The organism is Ochrobactrum sp. Q0168, from assembly GCF_016427605.1.
Classification (GTDB): Bacteria; Pseudomonadota; Alphaproteobacteria; order Rhizobiales; family Rhizobiaceae; genus Brucella.
The window spans coordinates 19,755-40,220 of the sequence record NZ_JAELXQ010000025.1 but is presented as its reverse complement, the minus strand read 5'-3'; the positions used below and the strand labels follow the sequence as shown (position 1 = coordinate 40,220).

Here is a 20,466-nt window from a genome sequence, read left to right as displayed (position 1 = left end):
CATAAAACGACAATCCAGAGGTTAAAGTAATGAAAACTATGCGTTATTTGATAGCAGCGGCAGCGATCGCCTTAGTGACGGCTTCGACGGGAGCAAAGGCCGACACGTGCGAAGCGAAGTTCAACTTCGAACCGATCAAACCAGGTGTCCTAACTGTGGCGTTGACGAACACCCCACCCTACTCGGTAGAAAAGGATGGCGTTTCCGGCATCGACGGCGACCTTCTTCAGAAATTTGCGAAAGATAATTGCCTGAAGATCGAGTACGAGATCTTCAGCTATCCTGCCGCAGTTTCAGCGGTGCAGACAGGTCGCGCCGACATTGCTATTGGAGGTTTCTACCGCACCGCTGCTCGTGCAAAGGTGGTTGCGCTCAGCAACGCGGTTTATCTCGACCAGGTTTCGGTAGAGTCCAAGGAAGGTTTCGAGACCGTCGACCAGCTCAAGGGCAAAAGAGTGGGAACCGTAGAAGGCTATTCTTGGGTCGGCGATCTGGAAAAGCTTTATGAAAATGTAAAGACCTATCCGTCTTCGCTCAATCTAGCGCAGGATGTTCAGGCCGGGCGTATTGATGCTGGCATTGAAGGTTTTGGCGCCGCTGTTGACCTCACCAAAGGTACCGACGTCAAAGTTAAGCTTTACCAACCGGATCCGCGCGTAAAGGCGACCACCCTGCCTACTCAGACTGCGTTTTTGATGTCCAACAGCAATGCCCCCTTTGCGAGTGCAGTGAATGAAAGCCTCAAGAATTATCGCAAAGCTGGTGCTATTGCCGAAGTACTGACGAGTTACGGTCTTCCCACTTCAGCGGCCGATGTGGGCGACAACAAAGAATATTGATGAGCGGGACCTGTGGCTGCTTCAGCGGCTACAGGTCCCAATGCACATTGGCAGGAGCGTTCCTTTACAGCCGAAAGCTAAAACCTTATTCCAAAACGAACGCTCTCGCCTCGATGAGACAACACATTTCAGCACCTGATCAGCATAGTTTGCGGGCATCGCAACCGAAGTATGAATTTCCTGCTGTCAAGAATCGGTCTTTCAACAGTATTATCGATCTACGGGCTTCTGCACTTTGCTCGCCAGCAAAATTTACCTAGCCTCAAACGAAACCGAAATTGACACGTCACCCAGGGCACAGAAGATTGAACGAATGACCGATGTTACGCAAAAAGATAGCCCGCTCGAACGATATATTGCTATCATGGAAACCGTCGCACCGTTTGCCGAGGGACTAACAGCCGTCGAGTTGGAAACGGCACTCGATCTTCCCAAAACGACGGTGAATCGCTTGCTTCACACTTTGATTTCAAGCGGAATGATCAGTACGCAGAATTCACGGAACCGAACATTCAAGCTCGGCGACCGACTCCTGAAATTACTTCACACCTCTCCCGATACGGGCTGGCTTGTGACGCTGGCGCAAAAACCACTGCAAATATTAGCCGAGAAAACCGGTCAGTCGGCGTTTATATCAAAGTTCGATGGCAAGGACATTCGTTCCGTGACGTGTGTCGCTCCGGACACCCCGGTTCGGACCTATGTGATGCCGGGCATGGCTATGCCTATCAATGCAACCGCATCAGGTAAAGCAATCATGGCCTTTCAGTCACCTGAAACCATCCAGCAACTCCTCACTCGAAATCTGGTGCAATTCACAAATCAAACGAAAATCGGCCCGGAAGCTCTTTTGGCGGAATATGCCGATATTCGTGAACGCGGTTTTGCAACTGATCTGGCAGAGCATGTGGCTGGTCTGGGAACTATAGCATTTCCTATTCGTCTTGCACGCGCCCCGGTGGTTTACGCTGTCGGCTTAACAGGACCATATCGCGCCGTCATCGAAGAGGACTTCGATGAACACTGTCGGGCAATTAGTGACACTGCAAAGCGGCTCGCCAAGCTGATGCAGCTTCGTGGTGCGGAACTGCACGACCTTCGCATCAACGAATTGGAAGATGAACAGAATTCATAGATCTCCGACCCGTCGCTGGCTCAATGTATCAGCGATGGGCCGGACTAACCGCGTCGGCTTGAAGCAATGTTGCCTCATTCCTAGCGTCCGAATTCCAACGGACACCCGCCAGAACCGTTCAATGGGCGTAAGATGGATCCCGCTCGTCAAGAAGCCGACACATCTCGGAGAAATGAGCAAATGGCATTTCCCGGTAATCTTCCCATTCCAGGGCGGTTTTTTCGGCAAGTTCATCAGGCATGATATTAAGCGGCTGATTTGTGGAGTAAGCCAGGATCAACGTTTTGCAGGACTTCTCCAGAAAATAAAGTTCATCATAGGCTTCGGCGACCGTCGCCGCAGTTACCAATATGCCGTGATTGCCCATTATCATCGATCGTTTGTTCCCCAACGCCTGAACAAGCCGCTTACCCTCTTCGACATTGTCCGCAATTCCACCGAAATCAATGTCGATAGCGACGCGATTGAAAAAGCGTGCCGTATTCTGGTCGATTGGCTTGATTCGTGGATCAGCGAGAGCGGCAAGCGCAGTCGCATAGGTCGAATGAACGTGCAGGATGCAACGGGCATCAGGACGAGCGGCGTGTATGCAACCATGGATCGTCCAAGCCGACGGATCTGGAGCATCACTACGCATCATCGTTTGCTCATCATCGACGTTGAGGACAAGCAGATCACAAGACTTAACCCTAGAAAAATGACGCCAGCGAGGGTTCATGAGAAATCGTCGACCATCGTCAGAGAGGGCAAGGCTGAAGTGATTAGACACGCTTTCATGCCAGTCATTCAGCACCGCAAGACGGAACGCTGCGGCAAGCTCTATTCGCAAAGTCGCTTCATCTTTTTTTTGCCATTCGTTACCGATGTTCGAGTTTAACGTCATGTCTCTTTGTCCTGTTGATCAAACGAAATCTGATTCTGGAAGTGTCGATAGAGACAGGAGGTTAGACGCCTCTCAAACTCACGGGAAACGAAATACCAGCATAGTGATCATGACGGAACATCATCATGACGGCATTTAGAGTTCCCAGTATAGAACTGCTTCAGACGTTCATCGCGGTATTCCAATGCAGAAACTTTTCAACTGCGGCTGAGAAACTGCATCTGACTCAATCTGCTGTGAGCCACCGCATAAAACGCCTCGAGGACGAGCTTGACGTGGTACTATTTGAGAGATCGCCGCGTAACGTTAACGCGAGCGAAGCGGGAGACAGACTGTACAGCGATATTCACTCAGCATTGAACTCATTGGAAAATGTATTCGGCAAAATTCGGCAAAATGCCAACCACACGCGTCTGGAAATCGAAGTCGAACCCGCCTTCGGAACGAAGTGGCTCGCACCGCGCCTGAAATCATTTCTGTTAGAACATCCCGACCTGAAACTTCAGATAAATCTTTCCGACAAGAAACTGGAATTCTCTGGCAATACAGAGATTGCGATAAAATGGGGTCATGAGAACAGCTGGCCTGGGTTTTATTGTGAACCACTAATGGATCTGACTTTTACCCCAATGTGTTCCCGTTCATTTTTGAACGAGCATGGTCAAGTAACGGTAGAAAATCTGGCGCGCTTTCCCTTGCTTCACGATCGAGATTACAGCGGATGGACAAGATTAGCTGGAAGCCTTAATCTGGCGGCTCTGGACTTCCGAAACGGACACATAATTGGCGATACCGCCTTATTGGAGCAGGCGGCTATCGAAGGCAATGGGATTGCTCTCTGTGCTCTGGAGTTGACTGAGAACGCCGTTCAGCGTGGTGATCTTATCACGCCCCTACCCGATTTAAAGATCAGAAGCGACAAATCGTACTATCTGTTACGGCATCAGTCGATTAAATCCACTCTCATCGGCGCACAGTTTTCCGAATGGCTTCATCAAGCAGCGACTTAACATGATGTCTAAACACTTCGCCTTGAAAGAATGTGAATCTGTGGCCCGTTGTTTTCATACTCAATGTGCAGAGATTTTAATCTTTTTGCAGAGACTTAGCAGTCTCATTCGTTAGTTCCGGCCCGCCGCTCCTTCGCCAAAACCGGCTGCCTGTTTGTAAAATCAGCGATCTTGATGAGTGACGCTAGCAATCCAACCAGAGCTAAAGCACTTGCCGGTACCAGCATAGCTGCGACAGGCGTCCCGACCGCATCTGCAACCCACGGCATGAGATTCTGGGCAATGAACCCGCCTAGATTACCGATTGTACTGATCGCTGCGATTGCCATGGCCACGCGCTGCCCGGAGAAGATTAGTGACGGCAGGAACCAAAGACAAGGAAAGAGCAGTGATATGCAGGGCGTGCCGATGGACATCACAACCATACGCATCCAGTTCTGAGGGAGCGTGGTGCTGAGATAGAAGCAGATAAGTCCGAGGCACGAAATGGCGATCATTGCAGTAAGCACTGTCTTTTCTTTACGCAAATGACGTGGCACCACAACCAGAGCAAAGGCTCCGATAATCCATGGTATTGCGCTAAGAAGACCATTTTCCGTTCCTGATACGCCAAAACCACGCACTACGGTTGGTAGCCAGTATATTACGCCATAGAGGGACGCCAGTATAAGCATGTAGATGAGGGCGAGCAGAAGCACTCGCCGGTCCCAAATCACCGCAAGTGGATTGCCGTGCTGTCCATCTGGTGTTTCCTGCCCGAGCCGCTCCCGCAGCCACTTTCGCTCCGACGTGGAAATGAATTTTGCATCGTCGGGTCCATTTGGCAGATTGACAAGTACGAGAGGGGTCAACAGCACCGCCGGAAGCCCTGTGGCCAGAAAGACCCATTGCCATCCGGCGAAGCCAAGAAAGCCATCGAGATCGAGCAAGAACCCACTGACCAGTGAACCAAACAGGTTGCCAAAGGCGCTACCCAAGGTCAAAAAGCCAAGAACCCGAGCTCGATATTCTTTAGGAAACCATAATGTGAAATAATAGATTATCCCGGGATAGGCTCCCGCCTCTGCACAGCCGATCAGAAATCGGAAGGCGGCGAAAAGGCTACCCGACGTCACCCAAGCCGTCGCAATCGTCAAAAGTCCCCAGGTCAAAAGAATTCGCGCCAGCCACAGCCGTGCGCCAAAACGGTTGACCGCATAAGCACTTGGAATTTCAAGCGCCAGATAGCCTATGAAGAACAAAGACGAAGCAAGTCCATAGAGTTGTTCTGTCATGTCCAGTGCGGACACCATCTGCAGTTTTGCGAACCCTACATTGGCGCGGTCAATAATCGCGATTAGATAAATAAAGACGACGAGCGGCACGATCCGCCAGGTAATTCGCTGAAAAAGCTTCTTTTCGTCGGCGGTGTATATCGCTTGTGTCACGCTTACTCTCCCCTTTGCGTTTGCGTCAATGTGTGGGCGGATCACCGTGGGATATGATTGCGCCAATTGTCCCGACGTTCCTGCATCTGTGCGAAAGTCTTGCGGTTGTCGGCGGCTTTGCCGACGAGTTCTTGCGCCGTTGATCCCTTCCGCTTCAGATAATCCTCAAGCTCCGCCACTGCGTTCGTTAACACACCGAATCCGCGGAGCATGACCTGCGACGACATTTCGATGGCGGAAGCGCCCGCCAACATCATCCGCGCTATATCGAGGCCGGACTGAGCGCCATTTGTGCCAATCAAAGGCTTATCGTTGCCAAGCTTCTGACGGGTAAGAGCGAGCCAATGACAGGTCATCGGCAAATGCCAGGTTCCTCCAACCCCAAGTGTTGTGTCGAGGACAGGTTTGTGTGTTTCGAGGTCGGGAATCAGTCCAAGAAGTCGTCCCGCCATCACCACAGCATCACCGCCCGCGTCAAAGGCTGCCTCGGCAAGATCTGGCACACGCTCACTTTGTCCGGTGATTTTTATCCAGAGCGGAATGGATATGGCCGAACGCACAGTATCGACGATGTGTCTAATGCGCGCCGGATCGAGTTCGGTAGATACCGCGCCCTTCGCCGCCTGACTGGCGTAAGGTGTGCCTATGTTGAGTTCCAGCACGCGCACGCCTGCGGCTTCTATCTGCTTTGCCATGGTGACGGAGTATTCTAGATCGGCGAGAATTATGCTCGCGACAACGACAGCGTCATCCTTGCTAGCTTCATGATCAAGCCGGGCAGTTTGTTCAAGCCAAGCGTCGAAGGGTTGGGGGGTGAGACCGGAACGACAGGCGATAAACGCATTACGCGGAGCTGCTGCGTTCCAGGCGATACGCTCCCAGTTTTCATCAAGGACCGCATATTCGGCCTGTTGTAACTGCAAGCGGGCGGCATGAGATTCATTGGTGGATTTGACGACAACCGCGCTCGCTCCCGCCTTGATTGCGCGTCGAACGCCATCAGCGTCAATCAGGTGTTCAGCCGATCCTGCGATGACCGGGTTCTTCAACAGAACTGAACCAATCCGCGTTTCCAGTCGCGCGTTTGCCATGACTTTCCATTTCTTTTTGCCGCCCTCCACCCTTTCCAGGATGAAAGGTAAACATACCGGGAATACGTTCCTCAGCTCTCATTGTGCGGTAGCGGATAGTCGTCCGCATTGAGGACCCAACCGGCTTTGAGCGAAAAATCCATCCGAGGCGGGCAAAAAATATCCACCAGGTCGTTCTGGTTTTCGCTCGTCGCTCTGGTCGTGTGAATGACCGGAGGCGGAATGACGAGCGCCGAAGGCGATCCGACCTCGATTGCCTTGTCCTGTCGCCAATCTTTCATGTCCGTAGTCCAAGGCCAGCGCAAATGGTGAGTGAAGCGGCCAGCCACCGCCAAGGAACATTGTTCGAAATCATCGTGATGATGCGGTGACATCTTTGCAGGATCGCGTGGGCCAATCTGAGCCGGCAGAGCATTGACCATGAATGTCGTGCAGCGAAAAATTCGACCAAAGCGGCCCGGTTCATCGGGAACGTCCAATGAATAGGAGCGTACTTTCCAGCCGCCAGCAGGCTCGGGCCAGGACTGGAAGGGTGGAATGTGGCCGCGGGGCGTGTCGTAAGCGTGCGCATTTGGCGCCATCGCTACGAGGTCTTTAGAAGCGACTGTGAAGAGCCGCACCGCGGTTCCGCCCATAGGAAAGGTGATGCGGCTGTCGCCCGGTGGAATAAATGCGATAGAGTTGCCTGCCACCTCTGTTGTCACCCCATTCCATTCGACCGTGGCGGTGTGCTTCTGATCTGCGAGATAAAGGACATACTCGTCGGCTTGGGCTTCGCGTGCGATTACCGTTCCCCGTTCAAGCTCGGAATAGGCGAGAACAAAGTTGCATCCACGCAAGAACCATGTGCGTTCGCCGGGAGTCGTATGATCAGGGGACGAGTTATAAAACTCCGCCACCTGTTCTTCGGCGATAAGACCGGTGGGGTTCGGTTTGGACGCGGCAGCAAAAAGGTCCGCCCGTGGATCCTTGTCCTTGAACATCAGATTTCCTTTCATTCCCTAGCTGTCGCCAGCATTTGCGCTGCTGATTTACGCAACAGCGACTGATCTGATCCGCACACGAAAACGGAGACGCCAAGCTTGTGCCAGCGCGGCACATCGGCGGCGCTACCGACAAACAGCCCGACAGCAACGCCGGCCTTCTTACCAGCGTCGATAACCCTTTCGATAGCCGTATCAAGTTCCGTCGACGGAAAACCCACCCCCATGGATTGCGACAGATCGGCGGGACCGACGAAAAGCACATCGACATCCGGGTCTTGGGCGATTTCGTCCAGCCGGTCGAGCGCTGCTTGATCTTCGATTTGCGCCATCACCACGTTTTGCGCATCACAATGGGCTCGATATTCGGCGATGCCGTAACCGCCATAGTTGCCTGCGCGTGGCGAAGGAGAAAGGCCGCGTTTGCCCCGGGAAAAGCGGACAGCATCACAGACTGCGGCAGCCTGCGCCGCATCCATGACATGAGGCACCATGACACCTTCAAGGCCGAGATCGAGAAGTGGCGCAATCCAGTCGGTGGAGTTACCCCACCGACGAGAGAGAAGAGGCAGACCGGCAGCACGTCCGGCGAGCGCCAGAATATCCATTTGGGCGATGCTGATCGGGGCGTGTTCCTGATCGACGACCGCGAAATCGAGACCCGCAAAACCCAAAATCTCAACGATATGCGGCGCGGGCGTCTTGATGAAACTGCCGATCAGCAATTCACCGTTTCGGATACGGGACCGTAGGCTTGGTTGGGGTCTATCTGAAGGCGTTTTCACCTGACACGTCCTCAAACTGTTTGTGTTTCAGGGGAGTTGCCGACAGCACCGGCTTCTTTTCCCACAAGAGGCTGGTCTTCCTCGAAGCTCAAGTCGCGACCGTTAGTTTCGGGAAGAAGCGCTACGGCCATAAGCACGAAGATGTAGGCCAGCATGGCGCACAACGCCATTGCGTCGCGTAGCGGCAGGAAGCTGCCAGTTGCCAGCATACCCACAATCGCCGGGCCGAACGCCCCCGCTGCACGACCGAAATTGTAGCAAAACGCCTGTCCGTTACCGCGAATGGTATTGGGGAAAAGCTCCGTGAAGTAGGGTCCAAGCGCGGCATAGATTCCAAGCAGCGAGAAGCCCAACATGAAATTTATGACGAGGGAAAGTGCCCCCATTGGTGGGGTATAAAGAAAGATAGGTATGATGATCCAATTCAGCACTGTGAACAGGAAGAAATTGCGACGTCGGCCGATCAGATCGCAGAGATAGGCGGCCACGATATAGCCGACGAACGAGCCGAAGGTCATGACAAAGACGTAGTAACCCACAGTGACCGACGAAATCTGGTAATGCGACTTGAGAAAGGTCGGCAGCCAGATCAGGATTGAAAACCCTCCACCCTGAATGCCAAGCGCCAGCAATGAGCACAGGATCGTTGTCTTCAGATAGCGGGGGTGGAAAATCACAAATGGACTGATTTTCTCTCCACGGTCAGCAAGCGCCTTGCGGGTCTTGAGAAAGACTTCGGGTTCCTCCACGCCACGCAAACCCCAGAACACCCAAAATGCCGGGAGCGCGCCGATCCAGAACATCCAGCGCCAGGCATTTTCAGGCGGCATGGTCGCAAACAGGACTGACGACAGCAACGCCGCGAAGCCATAGCCCACAGCGTAAGCGCTTTGCACATTGCCAACAGCTTTGCCGCGATAGGCAGGTCGGATCACTTCGCCCATCAGCACCGCGCCAGCTGCCCACTCGCCCCCAAAGCCGATGCCTGACAAAATGCGGGCAACAAGCAATTGCTCGTAAGAATTGGCGAAGCCACTGGCAATCGTAAAGACAGTGAACCAGGCAATAGCGATCTTCATGACAGTCACGCGGCCGATGCGGTCGCACATGATACCGGCGATCCATCCACCGATTGACGAGGAGATCAGAGCCGATGTTCCAAGCCAGCCAGCCTCGCTGTTGGTAATTGCCCACAACGCTACAAGTGTCGGGATCAGGAAGCTGAAGAGCTGTGTGTCGAGAGCATCCGTTGCCCAACCGACATAGCAAGCGTGAAAGGTCTTTCGTTCGGGAGCATTGAGCTCGCGATACCATTGAAACATGTTGTCCTCCCAAAGCCGGGTCTCATTGCAACCGGCTGTTCCCTAGGCAATTGCTATCCCTGATCCTCTTTGTCAGGGCTGGCTGGAGCAATCGATTGCTCAGCCGTTCAGTCCGAGAACGTCGGCAGCGTTCTGGGCCACCATGTCGTGAATGTCTCCATGCCGGTAGCCAAGCTCCAGGCAGGTCGCGACGCCGCGACGGAAGCCTTCCAGAGGGCTATAGGTTCCAACTTGTCCAAGGTCCGAGCAAAGAATGGTGCGAGACGTACCGACGGCATCGATATGCGCCCGGAAATCCTGCCTGTCCCGGGTCTGGAATTTCGAACCGTCGAGGAAGAAGGCCAGAGAATGTTCGACATAGGCACCCATGTCGGCAATCTCGCGGGCATCCTCTGGTGTTGCGCCAACGATGTCTTCGGGATGAGTAAAGACCAGACGTTTGACGCCGCGCTTCAGTGCTTCTGCGAAAACAGCTTTGGTTTCCGAAACATGGATATGGCCGCTTGCAAGCACCATGTCGTTGGCCGCAATAACATCAAGGACATCGAGAAGTTCGGGAAGCATTCTGCCGCGAGCATCGAAAAGCGGAACGGCAGTTGCCGGGCGCATTTTTTGGGTGGAGGCTGGGTGCGCCCAGCCGGATGTCTTTTCCCATCGCAGATGGTTTTCTGCGGCCAGTGTGGGAAGCCACACGATTTTCCCGCCTAGTGCTGCGGTATGCTCGACCGCATAGGGGTTAAGCCCGCCAACCACATTGTTGAGCACAATGCTTGAATAGATCTGCGTTGGGAGTTCCGGGTGGTGTTTTCGGATCAACTGCGCCGCCACGACACCGGAATAGTCGTGGTCCTTGGTAACCGCAGCGATGAAGCCGGCCTCTGACAACTGCCGGGCCAGTTCGATATGGTCCAGAGCCCGCGGAGCAATCGATGGACCGCTATGGACATGCGGATCAACGCCGCCCCGCAGAATATCATTGATCTGATGGTGAAGCTCATCGGCGGCTGTATCAGCGGTCGTCATTTCATCCTCCTCATTCAAAAGACTACGTCAGCTGAAATCCAAGCTGATCGGGCCCGGCGTCATTTTGAGAACGCTGTTCGCGGAATCTCATTGTTCCGTTCAGCGGAACTTTGTTCTGATTTTTATCACTCAATCGGTTATCAGTGTCAAGCGATATGATTGGACGACCGTTCGCTTGTGGGCGGGAGGAACGGAAAACGCATAGGAGACAGGAACCCGGCGGAGCCACCAACATTCCCTGTCACAGTTGTTTTCACGATGAGAATCGCTCTGTATAAACGCGCAAGGAACATCGATTGAGGATCTGGCATGGTTGATGACGAGGAAAAAGACGGCGGTAACCTCCAATCAGTAGTTCTAACAATGCAGGTATTGGAGGAGGTCGTGCGCACCGCAAAGGGTGTCGGCGTGACCAGTCTTGCGAAGGCATTGGGTACCAGCAAAAGCCGTATTCATCGACATCTGCAGACCCTCGTGCGCCAGGGCTATGTATTTCAGCATGAGGATTCCGAGCGATATGAAGTCGGTCACAGACTGGTTTCATTGGTCCAATCCGTGTCTGATAACGCAGGCATGGTGCACGCCGCCTACGATCCACTTCTCGAACTGCGTGATGCGCTTGGCCATTCGGCCGTCGCTTCTCAGCTGACGCCGGACGGGATGCTGGTCATCGCGACGGTTCCCGGTCGCTCACCGATTGAAATTGGCGTGCGCGTTGGATCGCTGTTGTCGTTTCATAGCTCTGCGCAAGGTAAGGTCGCTGCAGCATTTTCGTCCGAGGCCTTTCAATCCCGCGTACTCGCGGGGCAGCTCCAGGCCTTCACGCCCTCAACGATCATTGAACCCGCCATTTTGGAAAAGGAATTCGTCGAGATCCGGCGTCAGGGTTGGGCAGTTGCACCTCATGAAACTGCTCTCGGATTGAACACGCTTGCAAGCCCAGTGTTCGACGCATCGGGCATGGTATGTGGCGCAACCGGCATTGTTGACATGGTGCAGTCAATCGGCGCAACGCCGACGGAAGAGCAAATAATGAGAACTATTGAGGCGGCACGCAAAATCTCAAAACGCCTCGGATATCAAGTGAAGGACTAGCGGTTTGCACAGAAACAAACATAAGTGACACCAAACAGTAATTCACTTCCTAAGCGCTCTGATTGTCAGTCAAGAATTGTTATAATTCCCAGCGCGGGCTTCCATAATTAATAGCTGTTAATATCTGCTAAGCGATGCTTTACCACCGCAGAACTGACACCAAAGTGTCTGTCAAAGTGATACTTCAAGGAAGAACTGAACGGCAACAAGGAAATGATTTGATTGATTTGCAGTTTGAAGGCGGTACCATCAAGAAAACCTGCCATTAAAAGGCACGATTACCACGTATAAGCTTCGAATCGAACGGTCACTCGGCTTTCTTCGCGGCACGGGGCGAGAAAGCAAGCGTTGCCCAGATATTCCACCCCTGAGGTCGATTTGTGGCACCAAATTCAAAGTAGGTTTTGAGGTTGATGAAAGCAGAGGTTTTTTCACCGACGTCGATGTTGTAGCCAATTTGCGGGCCGAAGCCGAAGACGCGCGATTTAAAATCACCAAGCGTCGCACCATCCCCGCGATCACCTGTGATCTGCTGATAGGCATATCCAGCAACGCCGACATAGACATGCTCGTTTAGAAATTGCGACGCACCCCAGTCGATATGAGCATCGACGCCATTTTGATAATCGGTATCGGTGTTCTTGAAATTATAGGTTAAGCCACCGACGATCGAGAACTCGCGCATCGTTGATGGATTGAAATAAGTATAGCCGAGACCGCCATCAATCGCGCCATGGCCAATCCCTAAGTTGGCAAGCCGGTCAGGATCATATGATCCTACGGGAATGTCGCCTGTGATATAGGCAAGATAGTTATCGACCCCATCGTTCCATTTCAGTGTGGCTTGGGGCAAGAGATCGCCAAATGCTGTTTTGCTGTCACAGCGTTCTCCAGAAATATGACGCCCAAGCGGTCCGGTCAGGGTGGCGTCCACACAGGCATTGTTGCGTCCCGCAACAGCAAGAAGACTGACTGCGAACTGCGCACCCCATAAGGGTTGGACAAAGGTGTAAGTCGGTCCGAATGCGACAAGGTCGCCTCGGCCCCTGACGCCAAGATCAACCCGCCCATCTCCTCCGCGCGGAAAAGCTTCGCTTGCGCCCGCACTAACGGAAGGGTGAAGATAAACTGTAGCAAAGGACCAACCGGGCTCTGCCGGCACCGCTGCAAAGCTTGCGTAAAGGCCGGGAAGCCAGAAGCTAACGCCGCCCTCGTCCGCGTAAGCGGAATGCGTTGTCAGCAAAGCCACGCTTGTTAAGAATAAGCCCTTGAAGCGTCTGATCATCGTTTCCCTCCCGATCAGTCTTTATCAGGATACTAGAGTTGTTTAGGTGCGCAACATTTACTTATGGCCAATCAGTAAAATTCATCCAATTTACCGTTACGTACTTTAATAGAAGCGCATTTCTTGCATGCTAGGCCCAAAGGAAAAGGAAGGCCGTCAATGTGGCGTAATCTGCTCGCTGCTACGATGTTTGCTGGGGTTGCAGCGTCCCCCGTCTCGGCTCAGAGTCAACCGACTGAGAAACCCAATATTCTTTTCATCCTGATGGATAATCTCGGCTATGGCGAGCTGGGGGTTTACGGCGGCGGCATCACTCGAGGGGCTGCGACACCGCGCATTGATGCTCTGTCTGCGCAAGGATTGCGGCTCACGAATTACAATGTCGAGGCGCAGTGCACGCCAAGCCGCTCGGCTATCATGACGGGTCGGTTTTCGATCCGCTCAGGCACTCATTCCATACCGATTGGCGGCGGACTGGAAGGGCTCACGCAATGGGAGGTCACGATTGCCGAGACGCTCTCGGAAGCTGGGTATGCCACCGGTGCCTTCGGCAAATGGCACCTTGGCAGCGAGCAAGGTCGCCTTCCGAATGATCAAGGCTTCGATCAATGGTACGGCATTCCTCGTACAACGGACGAGGCGTTTTGGCCGTCTTCGCAACAAGCGCAGCAAGCGGGAATTCCGAGTGAACATATTATGGAAGGGGTGAAAGGCCAAAAATCGAATGAGCTTGCTGTTTACGATCTCGAACAGCGGCGGCTAATCGATACCGAAGTCACCCGCCACACTATAGATTTCATGAAGAGCAGTGTTGCAGCAAACAAGCCATTCTATGCATATGTTCCTTATACGCTCGTTCACTTTCCGACCCTGCCAAGCCCGAAGTTTACCGGCAGTACCGGCTTTGGCGATTTTCCGGATTCGCTTGCAGAAATGGACGCCCATGTCGGCGAACTGCTCGATGCAGTCGACGACCTGAAAATAAGCGATAACACGATCGTTGTCTTCACAAGTGATAACGGCCCGGAAGCGACCTGGCCATGGCAAGGCTCCTCAGGACCGTGGAGAGGCTATTATTTCACTCATATGGAGGGTTCGTTGCGCGTTCCCTTTATCATGCGGTGGCCGGGACATGTGAAGGCCGGCAGAGTTAGTGACGAGATCGTCCACGAAGTCGATACATTCACAACATTTGCGAGAATTGCAGGAGCAAAGGTGCCCGACGACCGCGCTATCGACGGCGTGGACCAGAGCGACTTCATGCTCGGCAAAACAGAGAAATCCAGCCGAGAATCTTTCCCGATTTATGTTGCTGATCGCCTGGAAGGCGTTAAATGGCGAAACTGGAAGCTGGTCTTTTACGATGAACAACGGGATTGGTGGACGCCGCCAACAAAGCTTGGACAGCCAAAGGCTTTTGATCTCATCACGGACCCCAAGGAAGAGTATCCCGAGACCGCACTTCGCAACACCTGGAACGCTGGACCTGCGATGGATGTTGTTGCGCAATTCGAGAAATCGCTTGTTCAGTATCCGCCGATCAAGCCTGGCACGCCCGATCCATATCGTCCGCAGAGTTAATATCCTTCACTCACGATTTCCCGCTTAAGGCAGGTGTTTTCTCAGCTGTCGTCAAAGCGGTAAGCAATTCAATGATGAGTTTGCAATAGCGGTGAGGCAAAAATAATCCGTAACGCCTTGAAAGGACTCAAATCGCCGACCTCTATATTGGGTGATGTGCTGATTGCCAGTCAATATTTTCGACGACGGCAGCTTAAACGTTCAGTGTCCACTTCATCTCCTGATCTACTTTACCTGACTTAGCTTCATGTAAAGTAGATCATTAAGGTAGACCAAAACCGATATAGACTAGCCAACGCTGTGAACGATAACAGCGTTGGTTCCTGGACTTTAAACCTCGGAAACCAGAAATGGCGTCATATAAGCCTCCATTCCTTCAACACCGCCTTCAGATCCGAAACCACTGTCTTTCACTCCGCCAAACGGTGTTTCGGGAATAGCTAGCGCGAAGTGGTTGAGTCCCAGCATGCCGGCCTTGATGCCTGTCGCAATTCTGTTCGCCGTTTTCTTGCTATCCGTAAACGCATAGGAAGCAAGTCCAACGGGCAAACGATTGGCTTCCTTTAGTGCGTCATCAATTGTGTCCACCGGCATGACAAGCGCGAGCGGCCCAAAAGGCTCCTCGTTCATGGCGCGCATCGATGGCGTCATGTCTGCGAGAACAGTAGGTTGAAAGAGGAAACCGCGATTGCCAACTCGTTCACCACCAGTGGCAACTTTTGCGCCAAGAGATGTTGCGTCTTCTACCAATCCGACAATACTATTGAACTGATTTCGTGTGGCTAGCGGCCCCATGGTCGTTTCGCTATCGCTTCCTGGACCAACTTTAATCGAACTGACGGCCGATGCCAGATCCGCTACGAAGCTCTCGTAGAGCGGCTTTTCGACGAGAAACCGCGTTGGAGAAACGCAGACCTGACCGGCGTTGCGGTACTTCCATTCAGCTGCGAGGGGCACCACGCGTGACAAGTCGGCATCGCGAGCAATAATCACCGGGGCGTGCCCCCCAAGTTCCATCGTTACCTTTTTCAGCTGATGCCCAGCTTCCGCAGCCAAAATGCGCCCTACGCGAACGGAACCGGTCAGCGATATTTTTCGGATTTCGGACGCGGCTATCAGCGCAGAAGCGATTTCCCCGGGTTTCCCCCAGATAACGCTGATCGCTTTCGGTGGCAATCCTGCATCCAGAAGCGCCCGCGTGATTAGCCAAGCCGTTGCCGGTGTTTCCTCCGAAGGTTTTATCACCACGGAGCAACCCGCAGCCAGTGCAGGCGCTACCTTCTGCATTACGGTCCACGCAGGGAAGTTCCATGGCGCGAATGCGGCGACCGGCCCCACCGGACGTTTGTGAACCGAGAGGGTCATACCGGGAGCCCTTCCGGGTATCAGTCGCCCATAGGCGCGACGCCCTTCATCCGCATACCATTCGAGAAGATCGGCGGAAGCACGCCATTCTCCAAGAGCTTGTGCGAGCGGTTTGCCCTGTTCAAGTGTAAGCGTACGTGCGGCATAGTCCTCATTTTCACGCATCAATCCTGCAGCGCGGCGCATGATCTTTGCGCGCTCCAAGGGAACGATTGACGACCATTCTGCAAAACCCTGTGCGGAGATTCTTGCTGCTTCCAGCGCCTCCTGTTGTCCGCCTTGCGGCAGTTGCGCCAAGATCTCCTCCGATGCCGGATCGATGACTGGGGCGATCCCGTGGGAACCGGTGGGACGCTCGACGCCGTCAATGATAAATCGCGCTTCTGGATAACTCGTCATCATCAGACCTCTTCCCGCATAACTGCGGCGCGTGGTAGACCCACCACACCTTTTTCGTTCAAATTTTCGATGGAGTGTGCATCAAAGCCCATGTCAGTGAGGATCTCGGCGCTACTCGCGCCCAGATGCTGCGGCACACTTCGGATAGCTGCGGGACTAGCCGAAAGTCGCGCCGGAAACCGGGTCAGCTCTACGGTTTGGCCTTGCGCCAAACTATGTGTTTCCACCATTTCACGTGCTTTGACATGCGGATCGGCAAAGACCTGATCGATACGATTGATCGGTCCACCCGGAACACCTGCTTCGTTCATTTTCACCAGCAGATCGGCACTTTTATAACGTGCGATTTCCGCCTCCAGAATCTTTTCCAACACAGTGCGGTGCTTCACGCGTTCGGCATTGTTCAGATAGTCCGGGTTTGTAGCGAGATCCTCGCGCTCGATCAGGCGGCAGAAGGCCCGGAACTGTCCATCATTGCCGATCGCTACAATTAAATGGCCATCCGCTGCGGCAAAGGTGCGGTACGGCACGACATTCGGATGACCGTTACCCATCGGTTTGGGAACATGTGCACCAACGAGCCAATTCATGGCCTGATTGGCAAGAACCGCTACTGATGAATCCAGAAGAGCGCAGTCGATAGACTGTCCCTCGCCCGTCCTGTCGCGATGACGCAACGCCGCCTGGATGGCGACAACCGCATAAAGACCTGTGAAGAGATCAACGACCGGTACGCCGACCTTGGTGGGCTCGCCGCTTTCAGGGCCGGTTATACTCATCAGCCCGCCCATGCCTTGTACAAGAAAGTCGTAACCGCCCCGTTCGGCATAAGGTCCGTACTGCCCGAACCCCGTGATCGAGCAGTATATGAGACGCGAATTGATTTCGCGCAGACTCTCGTAATCGAGCCCATACCGTGCCAATGCGCCAACCTTGAAGTTCTCGACAACGATATCGCATTCCCCGGCAAGCTGGCGCACAATGTCGGCTCCCTCCTGCGTGGCAATATCAACGGCAAGGGACCGCTTGTTGCGGTTACAGGCGAGAAAATACCCAGACAGTGAACCTTCTTTAGTTTCCTGCCATGGCGGCCCCCACGTGCGCGTGTCATCGCCCTGACCCGGCTTTTCTATCTTCACGACGTCGGCACCAAGATCGCCAAGAATCTGTGTTGCCCATGGTCCGGCCAGCACGCGGCTGAGATCAAGGACACGGAGCCCAGAGAGGGGTCCAGCATCATTTGCGGTCGGTGTCATGATCATTATTTCCTTCCGCCCGATGTCAGCATGGCGCCGAGTGCGCTGCGGTAATCATCGGTATGATGCGCAATCGCCTGCATAGCGGCAGAGACTTCCAGGAAAGACGTGAGGTTTTGGCCAGACGCCTGCCGCAGCAGCCGTTTTGTCATCCGCACGGCATGAGGCGGATTGGCCGCAATTCGTCGTGCAATTGCCGTCGCAGTCGCTAGCAAGTCGTCATCCTCGACGACACGAGATACCAGTCCGATTTTCAGCGCTTCATCTGCCGCGATCAGATCGCCTGTCAGGGCCATTTCGCTCGCCTTGGCAAAGCCGACCACGCGCGGCAAGAGCCACGCTCCACCATCGCCCGGTACAATGCCCAGTTTGACAAAGCTTTCCGCGAATTTTGCCGACTGCCCCGCAACGCGAATATCGCACATGAGGGCGAGATCGCATCCTGCACCAATAGCGGGACCGTTGATGGCCGCTATGACGGGCAATTCTAGCGCTTCGAATGCCAGCGGCAAGCGCTGAATGCCGGTGCGATAATTCAGGCGCGTACGCGCGGGAACCGCATCGACCAGCCCCTGCCCCTCCCCCATGGCCTTAATATTGCCGCCCGACGAAAAGGCAGTGCCCGAACCCGTCAGCACAATCGCGCGTACCGCTGCATCTGCTTCCACCTCAGCGAGCGCCGCGAGCAGCGCCTCGACCATAGGCAGACCGGAAATGGCATTGCGACTGGCAGGGTCATTCAACGTCAAGGTGACAACCCCAAAGTCATCGCGACTGGATTTTACCAGCTCTTCCATCATGTCCTCCTATCTAAGTCCCAAACCGCGTGCGATGATGCCACGCAATACTTCCCGCGTTCCCCCTCGTAACGAAAAGCTGGGAGCGGCCATCCTCAACCGATCCAATGTTGCATTGAATTCAGCATCTGCACGGTTCGGATCAACCAATGTCCGGGCAATTTCTGGGATATCCTGTTCAAAGCACGCCCCCAGATCCTTGACCACCGCAGCATGGAGGTCAGGCTTCTCGCTCCGGGCCAGTCTGACCGCGATTGACTGCGACATGTGGCGAAGCACCATCAGATGCGCAGTCATACGGCCTATGGCCCGTTCGGAAGCCGGATCGGCAGGGCGCTCGATAGAGCGCATCATTTCATCGACCAGCACAAAGGAGGACAGGAAACGTTCCGGACCTGAACGCTCGAACGATAGCTCGGACATCACTTGAGACCATCCGGCTCCTTCCGTACCCAGAAGCGCGCTACTGGGAAGGACCACACCGTCGAAATTCACTTCGTTGATATGATGCTCACCTGCCATGTCGAGTACCGGCCTGACATGAATACCGGGCAGGCTCATGTCGACCAGAAACTGGCTCATGCCGCCATGCCGATCATCCGCCGTACCTGTGCGGCAAAAGACGATCATAAAGTGCGCCTCATGGGCATAGGTCGTCCACAATTTGGTTCCGGTCAGGCGGAAGCCGTCATCCGTTCGCTCCGCACGCATGCGAACCGAAGCGAGATCTGAACCACTGTCCGGTTCGCTCATCCCGATGCAGAAAAAGCACTCACCGGCTGCGATACGTGGAAGGATCGTTCGACGTTGTTCTTCTGTACCATTGTGCAGGATCATGGGCGCACTTTGGCGGTCAGCAATCCAGTGTGCGGCAACCGGCGCGCCAGCGGCAAGCAGTTCCTCGACAACAATGTGCCGCTCGACAGCGCTGCGACCGTGCCCCCCGTATTCAACCGGCAAGGTCATGCCGATCCAACCACGTGCGCCAAGCTTGCGGCTGAATGTTGCGTCGAAACCCGTCCACGAGCGCGCACGCTCCGACGGACCATAGTTTTCGGGCATGGCGTCTGCAAGAAAGGCACGGACCTCCGCGCGCAATGCGGCATGATCGACTGTTGGAGAAGTGAGTGAAAAATCGAGTGCCGTCATCAGAAAAAGTCCGATTGCAGTTTTGTCACGAAAGGCCAAAGACCGGATGGCTGTTCAAACGCCACGCTGCCGATTTTGCCTGCCCAATCCATCTCGCGACCATATTCGTCGCGCCATGACCACAGACGGCGGGTCAAGGGATGCAATCCGTATTCCTGGCTAAATCCGATAGCCCCATGAACCTGATGGGAGAGCGATGCGACATTACCAGCAGCCTCTCCCGCTCGTATTTTCGCGGCAGCCACGATCAGATCGAAAGTTTGGGCATCCCGCACTGCAAAAGGAAACGCCTGCGCCGCCATAGACGCGGCAGCATTCGCCGCCGCCACTTCGCCCGCCATAACAGCCAGATATTGCTGGATTGCCTGAAATTTCGCGATCGGCTTACCGAACTGAACGCGTTCGCCCGCATACCGTACCGTCATATCAAGCACGGCGTGCAATGCGCCCGCTATCTGCTGAACGCGAACAAGGGCACCGAGCGCGTCTATTGTGTCTGCCGCTAATGTGGTGTGCGCTGCTTGTGGCGCACCAGCACCTTCCAGAGCCTTCAGGTGGTCGCGGGGTTCCCCCGCCAGATTGGCGCCATCCTGCCAGTCTGGCGCAGACCCCCCCAGATCGTGTCGCGAAACGATAATACCATGTTCCTGCTCGGCGACTGTAACAAGGGTCTGCAGATGCCGCCCATAGGGAACCGCTCTATCGCTGCATAACGCGCCAATAGCTGCTGGTCCTTCGGCCAGCGGCAACCCGGACTGCGCCAACACCCAGTTGGCCAACATGGTTTCGCCGAGGGGAAGTGCCACACAGTTAGCCGCAGCAATGTGGAGCAAACCGAAGGCATCTTCCGCTTCGAGGCCAAAGCCTCCCTCTTCTTCCGACAGAAGCGCCAGGGGAAAGCCAGCTTCTTCGACCGCCTGCCATAGGGCGGGATCCCATGAACTGTCCTTGTCATCGGGCGCGACAAGGTATTGCGCGAAGAGACGCCTCGCGCTTTCAGAAATCAAATCTGTCATTCGTACGGCTACCTTTTTCTGGCCG

18 protein-coding genes are annotated in these 20,466 nt (G+C 54.3%); 5 read left to right on the top strand and 13 right to left on the bottom strand.

What is annotated here, in order from left to right; all coding sequences use genetic code 11:
• The first annotated feature begins 29 nt into the window (after positions 1–29).
• Both JAU75_RS22840 and JAU75_RS22835 read left to right on the top strand, forming a co-directional pair.
• Positions 30–839 (top strand): transporter substrate-binding domain-containing protein, encoded by an 810-nt coding sequence (locus tag JAU75_RS22840; RefSeq protein WP_199058785.1) that lies wholly within the window; start codon positions 30–32, stop codon positions 837–839.
• Positions 840–1,152: 313 nt separating this feature from the next.
• Positions 1,153–1,974, top strand: coding sequence for an IclR family transcriptional regulator (locus JAU75_RS22835; RefSeq protein ID WP_199058784.1), 822 nt, complete (start codon positions 1,153–1,155; stop codon positions 1,972–1,974).
• Positions 1,975–2,092: 118 nt separating this feature from the next.
• Here the strand turns inward: JAU75_RS22835 and JAU75_RS22830 are convergent, their stop codons facing one another.
• Entirely contained in the window at positions 2,093–2,857 is a 765-nt protein-coding gene (locus JAU75_RS22830; protein ID WP_199058783.1) for a class II aldolase/adducin family protein, read from the bottom strand.
• Positions 2,858–2,982: 125 nt separating this feature from the next.
• Here JAU75_RS22830 and JAU75_RS22825 point away from each other — a divergent pair, with 125 nt between their 5' ends.
• A complete protein-coding gene (locus JAU75_RS22825) occupies positions 2,983–3,867 on the top strand; it encodes a LysR substrate-binding domain-containing protein (protein ID WP_199058782.1) in 885 nt (294 codons plus the stop codon).
• A gap of 104 nt (positions 3,868–3,971) precedes the next feature.
• Here JAU75_RS22825 and JAU75_RS22820 read toward each other — a convergent pair whose 3' ends face one another.
• The 6 genes from JAU75_RS22820 to JAU75_RS22795 form a co-directional block, all read right to left on the bottom strand.
• Positions 3,972–5,294, bottom strand: a complete 1,323-nt coding sequence (locus tag JAU75_RS22820) for an MFS transporter (RefSeq protein WP_199058781.1) — start codon at positions 5,292–5,294, stop codon at positions 3,972–3,974.
• Between the two features lie 41 nt (positions 5,295–5,335).
• A complete protein-coding gene (locus tag JAU75_RS22815) occupies positions 5,336–6,385 on the bottom strand; it encodes a tRNA-dihydrouridine synthase (RefSeq protein ID WP_199058780.1) in 1,050 nt (349 codons plus the stop codon).
• A 71-nt stretch (positions 6,386–6,456) separates the two neighbouring features.
• Positions 6,457–7,368: a hypothetical protein gene (locus tag JAU75_RS22810; protein WP_199058779.1), complete on the bottom strand. Its 912-nt coding sequence runs from the start codon at positions 7,366–7,368 to the stop codon at positions 6,457–6,459.
• 11 nt (positions 7,369–7,379) lie between these two features.
• Positions 7,380–8,153, bottom strand: a complete 774-nt coding sequence (locus tag JAU75_RS22805; RefSeq protein ID WP_199058778.1) for an aldolase/citrate lyase family protein — start codon at positions 8,151–8,153, stop codon at positions 7,380–7,382.
• An 11-nt stretch (positions 8,154–8,164) separates the two neighbouring features.
• Positions 8,165–9,475: an MFS transporter gene (locus tag JAU75_RS22800; RefSeq protein WP_199058777.1), complete on the bottom strand. Its 1,311-nt coding sequence runs from the start codon at positions 9,473–9,475 to the stop codon at positions 8,165–8,167.
• A 99-nt stretch (positions 9,476–9,574) separates the two neighbouring features.
• Complete coding sequence (locus JAU75_RS22795; protein WP_199058776.1) at positions 9,575–10,498, bottom strand: DUF6282 family protein; 924 nt, start codon at positions 10,496–10,498, stop codon at positions 9,575–9,577.
• A gap of 309 nt (positions 10,499–10,807) precedes the next feature.
• Here JAU75_RS22795 and JAU75_RS22790 point away from each other — a divergent pair, with 309 nt between their 5' ends.
• Positions 10,808–11,593 carry an IclR family transcriptional regulator gene (locus JAU75_RS22790; RefSeq protein WP_199058775.1) on the top strand — a complete coding sequence of 262 codons (786 nt, stop codon included), beginning with the start codon at positions 10,808–10,810 and terminating at the stop codon, positions 11,591–11,593.
• A 307-nt stretch (positions 11,594–11,900) separates the two neighbouring features.
• Here the strand turns inward: JAU75_RS22790 and JAU75_RS22785 are convergent, their stop codons facing one another.
• Positions 11,901–12,878, bottom strand: coding sequence for a transporter (locus tag JAU75_RS22785; RefSeq protein WP_199058774.1), 978 nt, complete (start codon positions 12,876–12,878; stop codon positions 11,901–11,903).
• A 159-nt stretch (positions 12,879–13,037) separates the two neighbouring features.
• Here JAU75_RS22785 and JAU75_RS22780 point away from each other — a divergent pair, with 159 nt between their 5' ends.
• The gene (locus tag JAU75_RS22780) at positions 13,038–14,459 is read left to right on the top strand and encodes an arylsulfatase (RefSeq protein ID WP_199058773.1); all 1,422 of its coding nucleotides are present in this window, start codon (positions 13,038–13,040) and stop codon (positions 14,457–14,459) included.
• A gap of 330 nt (positions 14,460–14,789) precedes the next feature.
• Here JAU75_RS22780 and JAU75_RS22775 read toward each other — a convergent pair whose 3' ends face one another.
• Genes JAU75_RS22775 through JAU75_RS22755 form a run of 5 tightly spaced genes read right to left on the bottom strand, consistent with a single transcriptional unit; the run spans position 14,790 to position 20,441 of the window.
• Positions 14,790–16,226: an NAD-dependent succinate-semialdehyde dehydrogenase gene (locus JAU75_RS22775; RefSeq protein ID WP_247880594.1), complete on the bottom strand. Its 1,437-nt coding sequence runs from the start codon at positions 16,224–16,226 to the stop codon at positions 14,790–14,792.
• The gene (locus JAU75_RS22770) at positions 16,226–17,479 is read right to left on the bottom strand and encodes a CaiB/BaiF CoA-transferase family protein (protein ID WP_199058772.1); all 1,254 of its coding nucleotides are present in this window, start codon (positions 17,477–17,479) and stop codon (positions 16,226–16,228) included. The genes JAU75_RS22775 and JAU75_RS22770 overlap by 1 nt, the downstream gene beginning before the upstream one ends.
• 5 nt (positions 17,480–17,484) lie before the next feature.
• Complete coding sequence (locus JAU75_RS22765) at positions 17,485–18,276, bottom strand: crotonase/enoyl-CoA hydratase family protein (protein WP_247880593.1); 792 nt, start codon at positions 18,274–18,276, stop codon at positions 17,485–17,487.
• Positions 18,277–18,285: 9 nt separating this feature from the next.
• The gene (locus JAU75_RS22760) at positions 18,286–19,425 is read right to left on the bottom strand and encodes an acyl-CoA dehydrogenase family protein (RefSeq protein ID WP_199058770.1); all 1,140 of its coding nucleotides are present in this window, start codon (positions 19,423–19,425) and stop codon (positions 18,286–18,288) included.
• The gene (locus tag JAU75_RS22755; protein ID WP_199058769.1) at positions 19,425–20,441 is read right to left on the bottom strand and encodes an acyl-CoA dehydrogenase; all 1,017 of its coding nucleotides are present in this window, start codon (positions 20,439–20,441) and stop codon (positions 19,425–19,427) included. Before JAU75_RS22755 ends, JAU75_RS22760 begins: the two co-directional genes overlap by 1 nt.
• Between the last annotated feature and the right edge of the window lie 25 nt (positions 20,442–20,466).